This window comes from Streptomyces sp. NPDC051555, from assembly GCF_044454405.1.
Lineage (GTDB): Bacteria > Actinomycetota > Actinomycetes > Streptomycetales > Streptomycetaceae > Streptomyces.
Genome location: NZ_JBITDP010000006.1, coordinates 366,177 through 382,148, shown reverse-complemented (window position 1 = coordinate 382,148; position 15,972 = coordinate 366,177). Strand labels below are relative to the sequence as shown.

The following is a 15,972-nucleotide window of genomic DNA, read 5'->3' as shown; positions in this document are numbered from 1 at the left end:
GTGGGGTTAGGTGTAGCGGCTGGAGCGGGGTGCCCAGTCGTAGGGGGCGCGCATGACCGGGTGCAGGGCGTCATGGATGTAGCGGTCAAGGACGGTGCGGTCGAGGGGCGCGAGGTCCGCCGCGCTGTCGGGAGCGGACAGTTCGTCCTCGACGGTGCGGAATCGGTTGAGGCGGGCGTGGAGCATGCTGAGCACGGTCGCGAAGGTCGTGTCGTGGTCGGAGCCGTGCTCGCGCCGCAGGATGAGGAGCAGGTTGTGCGGATCGGAGCCCGCTTCTTCCTTGGCCAGCGAGTAGACGTCGTTGTGGAGGGAGTCGATCTCGGCGGCCAGGGTGCGCAGTGTGGCGACGGCGTCGGAGCCGAAGAGCGCGGCGGGCAGTTCGTAGTGGCCGATCCGCTCGGCGAGGTCGAGCGTGGGCTGCACGCCGATGGTGTCGCAGCGCAGGCGCAGGTGCTCCGCCGTGGTGATCGCGGCGCCGTGGTGTCGGTTGGCCGCCTCTTGGACGTGCCCGTACAGGTAAGCGCGCCAGTGAGCCGCGGCGCGGCCGCGCCAGGTCGGCGACATCCCTTCGCTGCTGCGCAGCCACAGGTCCCGGAAGGCGCGGACGAGGGGTGGTGCGTCCGGGGCAGGTACGTGGTCCAGGGCGTGGGCGACCGCGTCGACGAAGAGGCGGGCTGGGCCGGGGTGGGAGCCGGCCGGGCCGTCGAAGGCGTCGTCGAAGCAGAAGAACCAGCTCATCTGGTCGACGCCGAGGTCCAGGTCGGCTCCGGTCGCGGCCGGGTGGAAGCGGGCGGCGAGTTCCGCGTAGTGGGCGAGGGCGTGGCGTTCGGCGGCCTGGTCGGTGGGGAGCAGACCGAAGGAGCGGGGCCACTGGAGGTGTTCGGCGGCCGCACGCGGGGCGTCGGGGCTGATGCGGGCGGGAAAGGGAATCCGGATGCCGGCGCCGTGTCCCTGGTCAGCGCGCTGGTTGTGTGCTTGGCGGGGTTGCGGGGACATGAGCAGCAGGCTGGGTACAAGAACGGCGCCGGGTACTTCGCGTGGGGCCTGCGGGGAGAGGGGGCGCAGTCTCCAGCGGGAGGCGATGGTGGCCACGACGGTGGCCATCTCGGTGAGGGCGAAGTGGTCCCCGATGCATTTGCGGGGACCGGCGCCGAAGGGCAGGAAGGCCCAGCCGCGCGGGTCGGCGGTCAGCCACCGGTCCGGGTCGAACTCCATCGGGTTCGGGTAGAGCTCGGGGTCGCGGTGGAGGGTCAGCGGACTGAACAGCAGCTCGGTTCCGTCGGGAATCTCCACTCCGCCCAGGAGGACGCCGGGCCGTGCGGCCTGGCGCATGAGGATCCAGGCAGGACTGCGCAGCCGGAGCGTCTCGCGGACGAGGTTCTGGGTGAAGACCAGCTTCGGCAGGTCGTCGAAGGTGACCGGCCGCGATCCGAGGACCTCGTCCAGCTCGGCGTGGAGCCTGCGCTCGATCTCAGGTCGCGAGCCGACTTCGTGGAAGAGCCAGGTGAGGCTGGTCGAGGCGGTCTCGATCCCGGCGGCCATGACCGTCATGACCTCGTCGTGGAGCTGGTCCGGGCTCATCGGCTCACCGGTGTCCGGATCGCGGGCGGCCATCAGCATGCCGAGGAGGTCTTCGCGGGGTTGGCCGTCGTGGAGGCGTTCGCGGATCAGCCGGTCGACGACCGTGCGCAGCCGCACGCCCGATTCCTCGAAGCGACGGTTGCCGGGGGTCGGAAGTCGGTCGAGCCAGTCCACGGGAGAGAGGACGCGGCGCATCAGTTCGTGCACGTAGGTGGGCAGCCAGCGCCGGATCAGGCGCACCTCCTCGTTGCCCGGCGCGCTGCCGAACAGGGCCCTGGTCACGGCCTCGCTACCGATCGCGTACATCTCGGTGCCCACGTCGACCGCGCCGTCCGGTGTCCATGCCTCGGCGTACGTCGTCGCGCTCAGCCGCATGACATCGGTGTACGCCTTGAGCTTCTCGCGGTGGAACGCAGGGATCATCAGGCGTCGCTGGCGCCGGTGGAAGTCGCCTTCGGAGTTGGGCAGTCCGTTGCCGAGGAAGGGGCGGGACTTCTGGAAGTAGCGGCCCTTCTCGTAGGAGACGGCGTCGGTGACCAGCATCTCCTTCAGGAGAACGGGTGAGTTCACGGCGTACACGCGCAGCGTCCCGACCCGGAGCTCGACCAGGTCGCCCAAGGGCCGGATCGATTGGAGCACTCCGATGGGATCGCGCAGCAGCGCGAGCGAGTGTCCCAGCAGGGGCAGCCGCCGCGGGGCGACGGCGATCCCGCCTGACGCGGTGGGGGTGGAGGTGTGGTTCGTCTTCACGTTCACGTTCACGTTCCTGGTCCCGGGGGTGTGCGTTCGCACGGCGGGGTGACGGCGCCCGTGCGGGGATCGAGAAGAAGCCGGTGCGCAGCGGTGGCGGCCTGCGGAAGGGCGACGGTGTCGTGGTCGGGTCCGGTTCTCCCCGCGAGGCTAGGGTCTCCGGAGGGTCCGCGTGAATGCGTACGCGTCCGGTCTTCTTGCGCGAGGGTCCGCCGCGTTCTGACGCGACCGGCACCCCCGCCCTCTTAACGAAAACCATCGTTTCGGTTTAGGGTGAGGAGGTGCCCAGACTGAACGAAGAGACCATGGAGAAGCGGCGCCGTCACATCCTCACGAGCGCGTGGAGCTGCTTCTCCCGCGACGGCTTCCACGCCACCTCGATGGACGACGTCATCGCCGCGACGGGCATGTCCTCCAGCGCCGTCTACCGGTACTTCCGCAGCAAGGACGACCTCATCGACGCCGCCGCGGACGAGGCCCTGACCCTGGTACGGGACATGTTCGGGCAGCTACTGGAAAGGCGCCCCACCCCGTCACCGGCCGAGGTCCTGGAAGCGATGGCGGGGGAAGCCCGCGACCGAGGCGAGGGCAAGCCGTACGATCTGACCCGCATCGCGATCCAGGCGTGGGGCGAGGCACTGCGCAGCCCGGAACTGGAGGAGCGCACCAGGACCTTCTACCTGGCCGTGCGCGGGAGCCTCGCGGAACTGGCCCTGCGCTGGCGCGAGGAAGGGTGCCTGCCCTCCACGGCCGACCCGGAGCAGGTCGCGACCATCCTGATGACGCTCATGCCCGGACTGCTGGTCAGCCGCCACCTGGTGACACCCGTCAGCGCGGAGCAGCTGATCGGCGGCCTCTCGTCCCTGGCCGCGGCGATCGGCACCGCACCGTCCTCCTGATGGGCACGGCTGGTGCGGCGCCGACCGTGCGGCGCTCGGCACGCTCACGGGCGGTCGGGCCGGGTGCTCAGCGCCTGATGGCCGGAAGGGCGACCGGCTCAGCTGCCCGCCGCGCCAGGAACGCGGCGGACACGCTGCCGAGGCCCTTCACCCAATGGCCGACGGCTTCGGCCACGCCGTTCGATCTGGCGGCGGCGGTCATAGCGCGGCTGAAGACCGTGATGATGGCCGCTTCCGGGTGCATCCCCGCACTCATGCCAGGGACGCCGCTGCAGGCTGCCTCGTGGCCGCCGCTGCGCTGTGGCGCTCAGGACGGCCGGTCTACTGGGCCTTGGCCAGGTGGGTCCTGAAGAAGTCGGTGAGCTTGGAGACTGCGGGGCCGACGTACAGCTCTTTGTCGTAGAGGTCGACGTGGCTGGCTCCGTCGATCCAGTGCAGTTCCTTGGGGCTGCGGGCGTTCTGGAACGCTTCTACTGTCATCCAAGAGGTGACCGCTTCTCTTCCTACGATCATCAGCAGCGGGCAGGGCGCGATCAGGTCGACAAAGCGGAAGGCATCGAAGCCGACCTGGCGGTCGACGCTGGACCAGGTGAGAAACTGGGCCGAGCGCGGGTGCCGGGCGCGGTTGGTGCGGTAGTGCTCGAAGCCCTCGAAGCCGTGCTTCCCGCCCAGGGCGCGAGCCTGCTCGCCGGTGTCGGGGAAGACCTGGAAGCTCTGCACGCACTCGCCGCGGGCCACGCGCCGCCCGCGAGTGCGTCGCGGTCCTGCGGATGGAGGCCGGACGCAACCCCGACGACCGGGTGCTCACCGACCTGGTCGGCGAACTGACGGTCCGGGATCCGGACTTCCGGACCTGGTGGGCAAGCCACCAGGTCCGCGGGCCCAGGCAGCTCACCAAGACCTACCGCCACCCGGTCATCGGCACCGTGACCCTCGACGTCCAGCAATTCGGCGTCGACACACAGCCCGACCAGCAACTGGTCGCCTACACGGCCCCACCGCACTCCCCCTCCCAGGAAGCGCTGCGCTTCCTCCTCCAGTGGTCCGCACAACTGGACGACCACACCACGAACCGCAGCCGCCACTAGCCCGTGCCGCACGCCCGCAGCTGTGCCCGAATCATGATCGGAAAGGCAGTAGTGCTTTCTGAGCTGGGAATGGGGTCCTTTCAGGGTCTCGGTAGTACCAGCATGAAGGCAATCTCTGCGTGCACGCTCCTCGGTCACGTCCCAAGCACATGGTCTCGTCGGACGGCCGCTGGGTGGTCGGTCACGCCGGCTCACGGACCGTTCGCAGGGCTGTTTGCTGACCTGTGACGGTGTGCGACGCCGAGGAGCACGGCCTGGTCGAACACCTTCGTGTGAAAGGCGTCCGCGCTGGACTTCTTCTTCCCGGGTGACCCTGAACCGGTCCAGGCGAGGGTGCAGGGGTGCTTTTCGGTGCCCGCGTGCGGGGTCAGTGTTCGGGGCACGGCACGAGTGTCCGCGTATGTGGCGGCGAGGCCGCCAGTTGTGTGGCACGGGTGCGGAAGCTGTTCATGTGGATCGTTGCGCGGTGGGCGTCCAGTGCCTGCTGGCCGGTCCATTCCTCGTAGACGATGAAGGTGTCGGGTGCCTGTGGGGTGCGGTGTACCCGGAAGGCAAGGCACCCGTCCTCGCGGCGGGTCGTATCGGCGAACTCCCTGAGCAGGTTCTCCAGTTCGCGGTCCGCGCCGGGCCGTGCGGTGATCGTGGTCATGATGCGGGGTGCCGGTTCGGCGCTGGGGGCGGTGCTGGGTGCGGGGCCGGTGCTGAGCCAGGGCGAGTCGTACTCCACGCGTGCGGGGTCCAGTCCGTGGTGCGTGGTGGTGTAGAAGCGCAGGCGCTGGCCGTCGGGGTCGGGGACGACCAGGAGCCAGCCCGCCAGGGCCACGACCGGCGGGGAGTGGAGGACGCCGAGGGTGTCCAGGTGCGTCATCCAGGTGTCCAGGGCGGTGCGGTCGGCGACGGCCAGGGTGAGGAAGTCGTACCCCTTGAGGGCGCTGGCGGTTGCCGGGTCGAGCCGCAGTTCGAGGTGGGTGCCCAGGCCCGGGGCGTCGAGGATGACGGCGAAGAGGGTGCCGTCGGGGCGGCGGTGGTCCAGGTCCGTCAGGCGGCGGGCGCCCAGCACTTCGGTGTACCAGTGTGCGCTGCGTTCCAGGTCGGTGACGGGAAGCTTGACGTGGTGGATGCCCGAGGGCGTGGGAGATGCGGCGGGGTTCATGGGGTCACTCCTCGGGCTGTGCGGCGCGGGGGGCCGAGCGGTCGACGGGTGTTCCGCGGCGCCACAGGGCGGTGATGTCGCGCAGTGCGGTGATGTCGCGGGTGGGGTCGCCGTCTACGAGCAGCAGGTCGGCCCGCAGTCCGGGGGCGACGCGTCCGCGGTCGGTGAGGCCGAATGCGGTGGCGGGTGCGGCGGTGGCGGCGGTCAGGGCCTGGGTGGGGGTGAGGCCGGCGGCGACGAGCAGGGCGAGTTCGCCGTGGTAGCTGATGCCGTGGGTGGTGGGGTGGCCCGTGCCGCCGGTGCCGTCGGTGCCCGCGAGCAGGGGCACGCCGAGGCGGAACATCCGTAGGGCGGCGTCAGCGGCGTGCCGGGGGTCGACTCCGATGGGCCCTACCCGCTGGCCGGGTTCGGTGGTGCGGATCTTGTCCAGGTCGGCCAGCCATTGCGGGTCGGCGTAGGGGCGCAGTCGGGGGTCGTCGGCGAGTGCGTACTCGGCCGGGGTGTGGGTCATGCCGGTGAGTGCGGTCAGGGTGGGCATGACGAACACGCCCTTTTCGGCCGCTGCCTCGATCAGGGCCTGGTCGCTGGGGCCGTCGGCGGGTGAGTGGGCCAGGCCGTCGATGCCGCAGTCGATCGCCTGGAGGGCGGCGGTGCGGGTCAGGGTGTGGGCGACGGTCCGCAGCCCGCGCTCGTGGGCCGCCCGGACCAGCGCGGTGACCGTCTGCGTGGACATGAGGGGCATCGGCTTGCCGATGGCGGTGCCGTCCTCGATGAAGATCTTGAGGTGGTCCGCTCCCTCGGCGGCCCGCGCGGCGACGAACGCGTCGGCGTCGTCCGCCCCGGCCACGGTGGGGAAGGGTTCCAGCATTCCGATGTCGACCAGCTGGCAGGGGTGGCCGCCGGGCGCGGTGGCGCCGGTGGTGGCGACCCGTACGTCGGCCAGGTCGTCGCGCGCGTCGGCGGCGGCCCGCATCCGGCGGGCGGTCTCGGGAGCGCCGCCCATGTCGAGTTCGGTGGTGATGCCGAACAGCAGGGCCTGGCGCAGCTGAGAGGTTTCGGTGGTGTGGGTGTGGGAGTCGATCAGGCCGGGCAGCAGGGTGCGGCCGGTGCCGTCGAGGACCGTGGCTCGGTCTGGTGCGTCCAGGCGGGGGCCGAGGGCGGCGATGGTGGGGCCGTCGATCAGCACGTCCTGCGCGGGGTGGAGCCGGGTGCCGTCGAAGACGGCGACGTGGCGGATGAGGGTGGGCGAGGTGGTGCGGGAGGTGGTCATGTCGGTGTCTCCTTGAACTGGAGCTGTGCCGAAGGGGGTTACCGCGACTGCGGGAGGTACTGGCCGAGGCGGGCGGCGGTGTCGTACGGGTCGGCCGGGACTCCGGCGGCGGCCAGGTAGCCGTCGGGGCGTACGAGGAGCGTGGTCGTCAGGCCGGCGACGTGCCGGACGGTCAGCGGCCCGTGCCGCATTCCCAGGTCGCGGGGGTGCTGTGTGGGTGCACTGGAGCCGGGCAGGGCGAGGGTCCAGCGCAGGCCGTCCGCGGGGACGTCCGACGGCGGGACGCGGGTGCCGGGGCGCGGTGTGCCCTGGTCGGGCTCGCTGCTGTAGCCGATGTCGAGCTGGGCGAGGGAGCGGGCCAGCCAGTCGGTGATGCCCGGCGCCGCTGCGGCGGCGGCCAGCAGGGAGTTACGCAGGCGGCCCATGGCAGGGTCGGTGAGGGTGGCGGCCCGGGCGAACTGGCCGGTGAAGGCGATGAGCCTGGCGGCGACCGGCCACCGCTCGTCGTGGTAGCTGTCCAGCAGTGCGTCGGGGGCAGTGCCGGTGAGTACGGCGTGGAGTTTCCAGGCCAGGTTCCCGGCGTCCTGGATGCCGGTGTTCATGCCCTGGCCGCCCGCCGGGCTGTGCGTGTGGGCCGCGTCGCCGGCCAGGAACACCGGGCCGGCGCGGAAGCGTTCGGCCACCCGCTCCTGCGTCCGGTAGGTCGACGCCTCCACGACTTCCTCGACCCGCGCCCACCCGTCCGCCGGACCGCGCCGGGCCAGCAGGTCTTCGATGTCGCCCGCATCGGGCGCGCAGGAGCCGGCGGGCACCGGCGCGACGAGGCGGTGCAGGCCCTGGGCGAGCGGGGACAGGAGCAGCAGCCCGGCCTCGGAGAGGAAGAAGGTGGTGTCCTCGTGCGCCGCCACCCTCGGCCCGGGCTTCAGGCGTACGTCGGCGAGCGCGAACAACTGCTCCGGCGCCTCCCCGGGAAAGCCGATCCCGGCGGCGGTGCGCACGGTGCTGTGCAGCCCGTCGCAGCCGACCAGGTACCGGGCGCTCACCGCCCGCAGCACCCCGTCCGGCCCGGCGACCGTCGCGGTGACCCCCGGATGGTCCGCGGTGAAACCGAGGAGACGGTGCTCGCGGTACACGGAGCCGCCGAGAGCCTCCAGCCGCCGCGCCAGATGCTCTTCGGTGGTCTGCTGGGAGGCGAGCAGGACGTACGGGTGGGGCGTGTCCAGAGCGTCGTACGAGACCCGCAGCAGCGGCCGTTCACCGTCGTGCAGGCAGAACCCGCCCCCCTTCCTGCCCCCTTCCACCAAGGTGGCGCCGACGCCGATCCGGTCCAGGTACTCCAGGGTGCGCGGCTGTACGGCCGCGGCCCTTGAGCCCGGCCGGACAGCGTCATGGCTATCGAGCAGTACGTGGTCGACGCCCAGCTGGCGCAGGCTCGCCGCGAGCGCCAGCCCCGTGGGGCCGGCGCCCGAGATCAGGACGTCCGTCCGGCAGGGAAGGGCGGGACGGGTTGACGACTTCGACATCGTGCGCTCCTCACCGTCCGATGCGGCGGCCGCGGATGGCGCGATGCCGACTCGGACCATCAAGCGAAAACGTACGTTTTCGTTACGTTGAAAACGTAGCACCCCGAGCGCGCGTAACGCAAACGCTCGTTTCCGTTTGACGTGGGTGGGGTGCTCAGCGCCCTGCTACGGGGCGCACAGGGCGTTGAGGGCGTTGACGTCGCGCTGGAGCGCCTCCTTGGCCGGGCTGTCAAAGGGGTGGCTGCTGACGAACCTCTGTGCGGCATCACGGACTGCCTGCCAGCCGTTGGCACTCGTCGGGGCGCCGGCGTTGTTCAGGTCGACCTTGGTCCGGACGACCACGTCACGGCAGCTGTCCAAGGGGGCTGCCACGGCGGCCGGAGCGGATGCTCCGGCCGCTAGGGCTGCTCCGAGAGCGGCGGCTGCTGCGGCTGCGTACAGGCGGTTCTTGAAAGTCTTCACGCGGTGTGACCTCCTGTGGGGCGGAGCCCCGTCCGGGATGTGTGCGAGCCCCCGGGCACCCGTCAGCCGGTGCCCGAGAGCGGCGCTACGTTGCACCATTGATCATTCGCACTGGTCAGCCGCATGTGAATGCTCGTCAGTCCGGACTACTTGTGTCTGCGTCCGGCACGTGCCCGGCCGTGTTCGACCCCGGGGTGGGCGGGGCCTGCCGCAGGCCCACGTGAAGAGCGGGGAAGGTCGGGTCGGTCACCACGGGCAGCCGCCGGGAGGCCCCGACCTGTCGGCGGGGGCCACACGGGCGGCGGACGGTTCGGGGCCGTCCTCCACATCGACGGCTGCGCTCCCCGACTGGTTCGAGCGCCACCGGCCAGTCAGCGTAGCCACCCGAGCGCACGGACGAGCGCGAGACCCCCGAAGGCGTGATCCTGCCCCTGGCGTTGACCTGGCTTGAACCGGTACGGTCAGCCCGCGCCCGGGCGGGCGCCGTTGCGGCGGCCCGCCGCGTGGAGGGGCCCCAGGAGTGCGAGGGAGTCCGCGTCCGTACTTCCGGTCTCGGCCGTGCCGACCAGGAGGTACTGGCCGGAAGCGTCCTGTACGTCGAACGCCTGGTAGGTGAGGGTGATCCGGCCGACGTCGGGGTGGTTGAAGACCTTGGTCTTGCGGCCCAGTCCGCTGACGCTGTGGTCCTGCCACAGGGCGGCGAACTCGGGGCTGTCGGCCAGGAGTTCCCGTACCAGTGCGGCGATCTCGGGATCGCGGCGTTCCTGTCCGGCGGCCAGGCGCAGGGCCTCGACGGAGTCGCGTGCGACGGTCTCCCAGTCGGCGAACAGTTCGCGGGCCGCCGGGTCGTGGAAGAGGGAGCGGACCATGCGGCGCGGGTCGGCCAGAGGCGAGAGCAGGGCGTCGGCCAGTGCGTTGGAGGCGAGGACCTCCAGGCGGTGGTTGATGACGTAGGCCACGGCCGTGGGGAAGGCGTCCATCAGCTGGAGGAGGGCCGGGTGCACAGGGGTGTGCGGCGCGGCGGGCGCCGTTTTCGGGAGCAGACCGGCCAGCCGGTAGGCGTGCCAGCGGGCGTCGGTCCCCAGCCGCAGGGCGTTCGCGATGGCGTCGATGACCTGCCCGGAGGGGTTGGTCTCCCGGCCCTGTTCGAGGCGGGCGTAGTAGTCGGCGCTGACCCCGGCCAGGACGGCGACCTCCTCGCGCCGCAGCCCGGCCACGCGGCGCGTGCCGGACGTGGCCATCCCCACGTCCGCGGGACTCACCCGAGCGCGACGTGCACGGAGGAACTCGCCCAGCTCCTGGTCGCTCATCCTCGCATCGTACGCCGCTGCCCGGCCCGCACCGCGAGCCCGCAGGGCAGGGCCGGCCGGGCGTCGCCCTCGTGGCCCCGATGGCTTGGAGCCCCCAGCGGCTTCCGGTGGAATCCGGGCAATCGTTCCAGGGTGTGGCACTCCTAGGCAGACCTGGCCTTCCTGGTACATGGCGAGCAACGGATAGTCGGTGGTGTGCCGTCCCCGCGACCGCGGGACGGCGGCCGGATACCGGAACCGGCCCGTGGGGCCGGTCCGAGGGTCCGGTGCCGGGCCGGTAGGCCGTCCGCCGGGCTGCCGCGCTTCGGCACCATTCACCACCGCACCAGGAGATTTCCATGACTACCGGCTTCACCATGACGATCGCGGGCGAGGCGGTGGCGGGAGCGAGCATGTACGACGTGCTCGACCCGGCCGACGAGACGATCGCGGGACGCGCGCCCGTCTGCTCGCCCGAGCAGCTCGACCAGGCCGTGACAGCGGCGCGGGCGGCACTCTCCGGATGGTCGGCGACCCCGTTCGAGGAGCGCCGGGGGCTCGTCCTGGCGGTCGCCGATGCCGTCGAAGCGCAGCTCGAACCCCTCAAGCACCTCCTCACCCGCGAGCAGGGCAAGAGCCTGGACGACGCCGCGGGCGAGATCCTGGGCTTCGGCTACTGGCTGCGCGGGACGGCCTCGTTGTCCCTGCCGGAAACGGTCAACGAGGACAGCGCGGAGCGGCTCTCTGTCACCCGGCGGATCCCCCTGGGCGTCGTCGGGGCGATCGTGCCGTGGAACTACCCCGTGGGCAACGCCGGATTCAAGCTCGCCCCGGCGCTGCTCGCGGGCAACACCGTGGTGTGGAAGCCGTCCCCCTTCACCCCGCTGGTCTCACTGCGGGTCGGCGAGATCCTGCGCGACGTGCTGCCGCCCGGCGTGCTCAATGTCGTATCGGGCGGCGCCGAACTCGGGCCGCGGATGACCGCGCACCCCGGCATCGACATGATCAGCTACACCGGCTCCACCCGGACCGGCCGCCAGGTCATGGCCGGCGCAGCCCCCACGCTGACCCGGGTGACCCTGGAACTCGGTGGCAACGACCCCGCCATCGTCCTCCCGGACGTCGACGTAGAGGCCGTGGCAGAGAAGCTGTTCTGGGGAGCCTTCGCCAACAGCGGTCAGGTCTGCCTCGCGATCAAACGCCTCTATATCCACCGCGACGTCTACGAGCCGCTGAAGCGGGCCATGGTCGCCTACGCCGCCACGGTACGGACCGGCCCCGGCACCGAAGCGGGCGTACGCCTCGGCCCGGTCCAGAACCGCCCGCAGTACGACCGGGTCCTCGACCTCCTCCACGACTCGCGGGCACACGGCCACACCTTCGCCCTAGGCGGCCCGCCGCAGGATCAGCACCAAATCCAGGACGAGAACGGCGGCCGGCCCGGCTACTTCGTGCCGCTGACCCTCGTGGACAACCCCCCGGAGGACTCGCGCATCGTCCAGGAGGAGCAGTTCGGCCCGGTCCTGCCACTGCTCCCGTTCGATGACATCGAGGACGCCGTCACCCGGGCCAACGCGGGCGAGTACGGACTCGGCGCCTCTGTCTGGTCGGCCGACCCAGAAGCGGCCCTGGCCGTCGGACAGCGCCTGGACGCCGGGACGGTGTGGATCAACGAGGTCCAGCACCTCACCCCGGACGTCACCTTCGCGGGTCACAAACAATCCGGTTTCGGCTCGGAGAGCGGATCCGAGGGCCTGCTCGAATTCACCACCCCGCGGACCATCACGGTGCGACGTGGCGGCGCTGGCACCGCCCCGCTGCCCACCACCTGACATCCCACATCGAGGAAGGAGCCGAACGTGCCCACGAAGAAGCAAGTCGAGAAATGGGTGGCCGCTTACGAGCGCGCCTGGCGCAGCAACGCACAGGACGACATCGCGTCCCTCTTCGCCGACGACGCCGAGTACCACGAGTGGCCGTACGAAACCCACTGGATCGGCCGCGAGGAGATCGTGAAGGGCTGGCGCAGCCGGGAGGCCTGGCAGCAGGGCGGCTGGGACTTCGAGTGGACCCTCTTCACGATCAACGGAGACACCGCCGCCATCGGAGGCACCGGCGTCTACAAGGAGCTCGGCACCTTCGCCAACCTCTGGACCGTGACCTTCGACGAGCACGCCAAGTGCACCGTCTTCCGCATGTGGAACAACCAGGTCTGAGACGACGGCGCGGCGAGCCACGGCTGCGCCCAGGATTCACCAAGGAGAAGAGACGATGGTCGACTACGCCGAATTCGAGGCCCTGGCCCCCTTCATCCAACTCGTCGAAGAGTCCCTGGCCGGTCTGGCGGGAGTGGCCGACGGCGACCGCTACTTCGACCTGTTCGCGGACGACGTCGTCATGGAGTTCCTCTACGCGCCCCCGGGCACCCCACCCGCACTCCACGGACGCCAGACGATCATCGACTCCTTCCGCGGCTACGGACGCATCATCACCCTCGACCGCATGAGCGACGCCAAGGTCTACACGACGACCACACCGGGCGTGGTGATCCTGGAGTACGCCAGCCACGGCACCGGCGTGACCACCGGTAGGCCCTACCACCAGCACTACGTCTCGATCGTGACGATCCGCGACCGCCGGATCGTCCACTGGCGCGACTACTCGAACCCCCTCGTCGTCATCGACACGATCGGTGACGGCCAGGCGATGGCGAAGGCCATGTTCTCGGGCGAGTGACGCTCCGGCCCCGCCCACCGACCCTCGCCCCGCCCCGAACCCCCGGCGCTCACTCCGGGGGTTCGTAGCGACCGTCGACGGCCGTCCACCCGCCGTCGACGGTGAGCATGCTCCCGGTCACGTAGCTCGACGCGTCGGAGGCCAGGAACACCACCGCACCCGCCATCTCCTCCGGCTGGGCCCAGCGGCCCAGCGCGGTCTTCGCCGCGTAGGCGTCGTAGCGCACGGAACCGGAGGGCACCCAGGTCGTCATCGGCGACTCGACGACCCCGGGGGCCAGCGCGTTCACCCGTACACCCAGAGGACCCAGCTCCGCGGCGGCCGTACGGAGCAGGGCCACGAGGCCGGCCTTCGTCGCGGAGTAGATCCCCTGGCCGGGCTCGACGGTCACAGCACGGATCGAGGAGACGCCGATGATCGAGCCGCGGCCGCGCGCGGCCATGGGCCCTCCGAAGGCGCGCAGGAGGTCGAACGGCGCCCGCAGGTTGAGGTCGACGATCCCGTCGAACTCGGCGTCGGAGTAGTCGACCAACCGCCTGCGAACGTTGGTCGCCGGCGTGAAGACGAGCACGTCGACCTCGCCCAGCGCGGCCGGAGCCGCCCGTACGGCCTCGCGATCGAGGAGATCCAGCAGATAGGGCTCGCCGCCGATGGCAGTGGCGGTCGTGGTGGCCGCGGCGACGTCGACGTCGGCGCACACCACGGCGGCCCCATGCGCGGCGAGAGCCCGGGCGCTGGCCGCCCCGATGCCACTACCCGCGCCGATCACCACGGCCCGCCGGCCATCGAGGCAGAAAAGGCGTTCCGGTCCGCCCGACGGCGCGGGGGACGTATTCGCTGCGTGTGTGGGGGGCCGGTCCGTGTACTCCGTCGTCATGACTCATTCCTCCCTAGAAGGGCCGCATGTCGTCGCCTCGATCATGCGAGCGTCCGGAAGGCTGAGGAAGGCCGTGTCTTCCCCGGTGCGCCACGCCTGGGAACAGAGGTCCGTAAACCGTGGGCGAGTGTCCGGTCGCGGCAGCTGACGAGCGTCGTCCGGCTTGCATATTTTGATCAGGTGGGTGCGGTTGGGTGGCTGAGGCCGGTGGGGAGGGTGACGCAGATCCAGCGACACCGCCTCCCGCCGCGGTCGTCCGCCCCGGGCAGCAGCCGGCCCCGCGGCCCGGGACTCCGCCCGCACCGGCACCACGTGGCTGGGGGCGGACTGGCTCGGAACCAGCAGACGCTGCCGGACGGAGGGCCAGCGGCGGGTGCTGCGCGCAGGACGGTGCGGGGCGGTTGCAACGCCTACGGTGCGCGGATGGTTGCGGACCATCCGCTGCGGCTGAGGTGCCAGGTACCGTCCGGGTCGATGCGTACCGCTGCGCCGGCCACGGGTAGATCACCGTCGATGACGAGCCGGGTTCGGATACGGTCCAGTTCGTCCCACAGCCGACGGGGGCCGCTCTGGTGGACGGTGGGTACTTCCCGGGCCCCGGTGCCGTGGCCCTGGCCCTGGCCCTGGCCCTGGCCCAGGAGCCGTCCGGGTGCAGCATGTAGGCGGTGCGGGAGCCGTCCGGGGCCGTCTCCGTGCGGTGCTCGATGTCGGGGACGGTGAGCTCGAGGGTGGAGCGCACGTCCCAGATGCTGCTGACCCGCATCACCGGGTAGCGGCCGGTGGTGACGGTTTCTCCGTCGGCCTTCCGCGCGGTGGCCCACAGCTCGCCATTGTCGGGCGCGGCGTGGCAGTCATCGCCCTGGCGGGTCCTCATGAAGGCCGCGTGCTCCGGAGCGATCACGCTGGTGGCGCCGCCGTCGGTGGTCCTGTCCACGACGATGAGCAGCCCGGTGCCCGACAGGGTGGTCACCAGGCGGCCGCCGGTGGTGAGTACCCCCAGCCACGAGGCGGGGATGGTGGGCACCGAGACGGTGGAGACGATGCGGTCGTAGACGCCGGGCAGCTCGCCCGTCGCGTCGCAGACCTGTAGGTGCGGCCGGTGGCCGGCCGCGGCCAGGCGCTCTCGCGCGGCGTGGATCAGGTACGGGTCCACGTCCACGCTGGTGACCTGGTCGTCGCCCAAGCGCCGGCACGCGAGCGCGGTTCCGCAGCCGCTGCCGCAGGTCACCAGGAGGCGGGAGTCGTCTCCGAGGAAGGCGTGCCGGCTGCCGATACGGCTACTTCAACGGACAGGAGCCCTCCGCCCAAGCAGCTGCGGCCATGCCCGCGCTGATGAGCTCTCGCGCAACCGCCCGACGGCCTCGGTGCCTGGCTCGTGTACGCCCGTCCGCGGTTCCACCTGCACTTCAACTCCGACCAGCGCATCCTGGCTCAACCTGGTCGAGCCGTGGCTCGCCGCGCCGCCCCAGAGGAAGCTCACGCGTGGCGTCCACCGCTCCGTCCAGGCACTCAGACACGACATCCGAACCTGGCTCGCCGACTGGAACGAGCACCCCAGACCGTTCATCTGGACCAGGACAGCCGACGAGATCCTCGACCAAGTCGCCTCCCAACGAATCTCTGACTCAGGTCACTAGTGCTGTGGCCGGAAACCTTCACCGGGTCGGCACTCAGGATGTGTCGGCGGTGGGCGTCGAGATGCAACTTACTTTTGACCTCAAGGTCAAAAATGGTGTTACGGTGGCACCATGGGCAGGCCGAAGCAGTTCGATCCGGACGTGGCGGTGGAGCGCGCGATGGGCGTGTTCTGGCGCAAGGGGTACGCGGCGACGACGCCGCAGGACCTCGTGGACGAGATCGGCATCGGCAAGGGCAGTCTGTACAACACCTTCGGCAGCAAGCACGCATTGTTCGAACGGGCACTTGCGCGCTACCGCGACTCACAGGCCGCGTGGCTGGAGGCGCTTCTCGATCACCCCGGTTCGGCGAAGGATCGACTGAGGGGTGCACTGGAGGCACTGGTCGAGCTCGACCTGGGTGACCCGCATCGGCGCGGCTGCATGGCGGTCAACACCGCCGCCGAGTTGGCCACCTCGGACGCCGAGACGACGGACACGGTGCGCAAGATGTTCGCGCGTACGGAGAGTGCGTTCCGGGCGACCGTTGAGGAAGGTCAGCGGGCCGGCGAGATCGCCGGCGGCCGCGACGCGGCGGCGACGGCTGCCTGGTTGCTCGCGACAGTGATCGGCATGCGGGTGCTGGCGAAGACCGCCGTGGATGACACGCAGTTGAGGCGGGTCGTGGACGCGGTGATGGGGTCGCTGTAGTCCGACACCGCCGGTCG

At 70.9% G+C, this 15,972-nt stretch carries 15 protein-coding genes and 2 pseudogenes; 7 read left to right on the top strand and 10 right to left on the bottom strand.

Features of this window, described 5'->3' with window-relative positions; genetic code table 11:
- Nucleotides 1-6: 6 nt before the first annotated feature.
- Nucleotides 7-2,337: a cytochrome P450 gene (locus ACIBEA_RS16620; protein WP_399261397.1), complete on the bottom strand. Its 2,331-nt coding sequence runs from the start codon at nucleotides 2,335-2,337 to the stop codon at nucleotides 7-9.
- A gap of 275 nt (nucleotides 2,338-2,612) precedes the next feature.
- On the opposite strand from ACIBEA_RS16620, the gene ACIBEA_RS16615 reads away from it, so the two are divergent.
- Complete coding sequence (locus ACIBEA_RS16615; RefSeq protein WP_399261395.1) at nucleotides 2,613-3,230, top strand: TetR/AcrR family transcriptional regulator; 618 nt, start codon at nucleotides 2,613-2,615, stop codon at nucleotides 3,228-3,230.
- 67 nt (nucleotides 3,231-3,297) lie between these two features.
- Here the strand turns inward: ACIBEA_RS16615 and ACIBEA_RS16610 are convergent, their stop codons facing one another.
- The gene (locus ACIBEA_RS16610; protein WP_399261393.1) at nucleotides 3,298-3,474 is read right to left on the bottom strand and encodes a hypothetical protein; all 177 of its coding nucleotides are present in this window, start codon (nucleotides 3,472-3,474) and stop codon (nucleotides 3,298-3,300) included.
- A 77-nt stretch (nucleotides 3,475-3,551) separates the two neighbouring features.
- A complete protein-coding gene (locus ACIBEA_RS16605; RefSeq protein ID WP_399261391.1) occupies nucleotides 3,552-3,950 on the bottom strand; it encodes an alpha/beta hydrolase in 399 nt (132 codons plus the stop codon).
- On the opposite strand from ACIBEA_RS16605, the pseudogene ACIBEA_RS16600 reads away from it, so the two are divergent.
- Nucleotides 3,950-4,318 (top strand): annotated as a pseudogene (locus ACIBEA_RS16600) (hypothetical protein); the annotation flags it as partial. The gene ACIBEA_RS16605 and the pseudogene ACIBEA_RS16600 sit on opposite strands and share 1 nt — an antisense overlap.
- Nucleotides 4,319-4,685: 367 nt before the next feature.
- Here ACIBEA_RS16600 and ACIBEA_RS16595 read toward each other — a convergent pair.
- From ACIBEA_RS16595 to ACIBEA_RS16575, 5 genes are all read right to left on the bottom strand, one after another.
- Nucleotides 4,686-5,471 carry an antibiotic biosynthesis monooxygenase gene (locus tag ACIBEA_RS16595; protein ID WP_399261389.1) on the bottom strand — a complete coding sequence of 262 codons (786 nt, stop codon included), beginning with the start codon at nucleotides 5,469-5,471 and terminating at the stop codon, nucleotides 4,686-4,688.
- A 4-nt stretch (nucleotides 5,472-5,475) separates the two neighbouring features.
- Nucleotides 5,476-6,741: an amidohydrolase family protein gene (locus ACIBEA_RS16590; RefSeq protein ID WP_399261387.1), complete on the bottom strand. Its 1,266-nt coding sequence runs from the start codon at nucleotides 6,739-6,741 to the stop codon at nucleotides 5,476-5,478.
- 38 nt (nucleotides 6,742-6,779) lie between these two features.
- On the bottom strand, nucleotides 6,780-8,264 hold the full coding sequence (locus ACIBEA_RS16585) for an FAD-dependent monooxygenase (protein WP_399261385.1): 1,485 nt from the start codon (nucleotides 8,262-8,264) through the stop codon (nucleotides 6,780-6,782).
- 165 nt (nucleotides 8,265-8,429) lie between these two features.
- Entirely contained in the window at nucleotides 8,430-8,726 is a 297-nt protein-coding gene (locus tag ACIBEA_RS16580) for a hypothetical protein (protein WP_399261383.1), read from the bottom strand.
- A 461-nt stretch (nucleotides 8,727-9,187) separates the two neighbouring features.
- Nucleotides 9,188-10,036: a helix-turn-helix transcriptional regulator gene (locus ACIBEA_RS16575; protein ID WP_399261381.1), complete on the bottom strand. Its 849-nt coding sequence runs from the start codon at nucleotides 10,034-10,036 to the stop codon at nucleotides 9,188-9,190.
- A gap of 338 nt (nucleotides 10,037-10,374) precedes the next feature.
- On the opposite strand from ACIBEA_RS16575, the gene ACIBEA_RS16570 reads away from it, so the two are divergent.
- Genes ACIBEA_RS16570 through ACIBEA_RS16560 form a run of 3 tightly spaced genes read left to right on the top strand, consistent with a single transcriptional unit; the run spans nucleotide 10,375 to nucleotide 12,751 of the window.
- The gene (locus tag ACIBEA_RS16570; RefSeq protein WP_399261379.1) at nucleotides 10,375-11,847 is read left to right on the top strand and encodes an aldehyde dehydrogenase family protein; all 1,473 of its coding nucleotides are present in this window, start codon (nucleotides 10,375-10,377) and stop codon (nucleotides 11,845-11,847) included.
- A 27-nt stretch (nucleotides 11,848-11,874) separates the two neighbouring features.
- Nucleotides 11,875-12,231 carry a nuclear transport factor 2 family protein gene (locus ACIBEA_RS16565; RefSeq protein WP_399261377.1) on the top strand — a complete coding sequence of 119 codons (357 nt, stop codon included), beginning with the start codon at nucleotides 11,875-11,877 and terminating at the stop codon, nucleotides 12,229-12,231.
- Between the two features lie 55 nt (nucleotides 12,232-12,286).
- Nucleotides 12,287-12,751 (top strand): nuclear transport factor 2 family protein, encoded by a 465-nt coding sequence (locus ACIBEA_RS16560; protein ID WP_399261375.1) that lies wholly within the window; start codon nucleotides 12,287-12,289, stop codon nucleotides 12,749-12,751.
- Nucleotides 12,752-12,800: 49 nt separating this feature from the next.
- Here ACIBEA_RS16560 and ACIBEA_RS16555 read toward each other — a convergent pair whose 3' ends face one another.
- A complete protein-coding gene (locus tag ACIBEA_RS16555; protein WP_399261374.1) occupies nucleotides 12,801-13,628 on the bottom strand; it encodes an SDR family NAD(P)-dependent oxidoreductase in 828 nt (275 codons plus the stop codon).
- A gap of 13 nt (nucleotides 13,629-13,641) precedes the next feature.
- Nucleotides 13,642-14,856 carry a hypothetical protein gene (locus ACIBEA_RS16550; protein WP_399261372.1) on the bottom strand — a complete coding sequence of 405 codons (1,215 nt, stop codon included), beginning with the start codon at nucleotides 14,854-14,856 and terminating at the stop codon, nucleotides 13,642-13,644.
- 141 nt (nucleotides 14,857-14,997) lie between these two features.
- Between ACIBEA_RS16550 and ACIBEA_RS16545 the strand changes: the two are divergent.
- Together ACIBEA_RS16545 and ACIBEA_RS16540 are read left to right on the top strand one after the other, a co-directional pair.
- Nucleotides 14,998-15,265, top strand: a pseudogene (locus ACIBEA_RS16545) (IS630 family transposase); the annotation flags it as partial.
- Between the two features lie 111 nt (nucleotides 15,266-15,376).
- Complete coding sequence (locus ACIBEA_RS16540; RefSeq protein ID WP_399261370.1) at nucleotides 15,377-15,955, top strand: TetR/AcrR family transcriptional regulator; 579 nt, start codon at nucleotides 15,377-15,379, stop codon at nucleotides 15,953-15,955.
- Nucleotides 15,956-15,972: the final 17 nt, after the last annotated feature.

Excerpts from the sequence above, each read along its gene's own strand:
- ACIBEA_RS16610 (WP_399261393.1), bottom strand. The coding sequence starts at position 3,474 with ATGCACCCGGAAGCGGCCATCATCACGGTCTTCAGCCGCGCTATGACC.
- ACIBEA_RS16595 (WP_399261389.1), bottom strand. The coding sequence starts at position 5,471 with ATGAACCCCGCCGCATCTCCCACGCCCTCGGGCATCCACCACGTCAAG.
- ACIBEA_RS16590 (WP_399261387.1), bottom strand. The coding sequence starts at position 6,741 with ATGACCACCTCCCGCACCACCTCGCCCACCCTCATCCGCCACGTCGCC.
- ACIBEA_RS16585 (WP_399261385.1), bottom strand. The coding sequence starts at position 8,264 with ATGTCGAAGTCGTCAACCCGTCCCGCCCTTCCCTGCCGGACGGACGTC.
- ACIBEA_RS16575 (WP_399261381.1), bottom strand. The coding sequence starts at position 10,036 with ATGAGCGACCAGGAGCTGGGCGAGTTCCTCCGTGCACGTCGCGCTCGG.
- ACIBEA_RS16570 (WP_399261379.1), top strand. The coding sequence starts at position 10,375 with ATGACTACCGGCTTCACCATGACGATCGCGGGCGAGGCGGTGGCGGGA.
- ACIBEA_RS16560 (WP_399261375.1), top strand. The coding sequence starts at position 12,287 with ATGGTCGACTACGCCGAATTCGAGGCCCTGGCCCCCTTCATCCAACTC.
- ACIBEA_RS16555 (WP_399261374.1), bottom strand. The coding sequence starts at position 13,628 with ATGACGACGGAGTACACGGACCGGCCCCCCACACACGCAGCGAATACG.
- ACIBEA_RS16540 (WP_399261370.1), top strand. The coding sequence starts at position 15,377 with ATGGGCAGGCCGAAGCAGTTCGATCCGGACGTGGCGGTGGAGCGCGCG.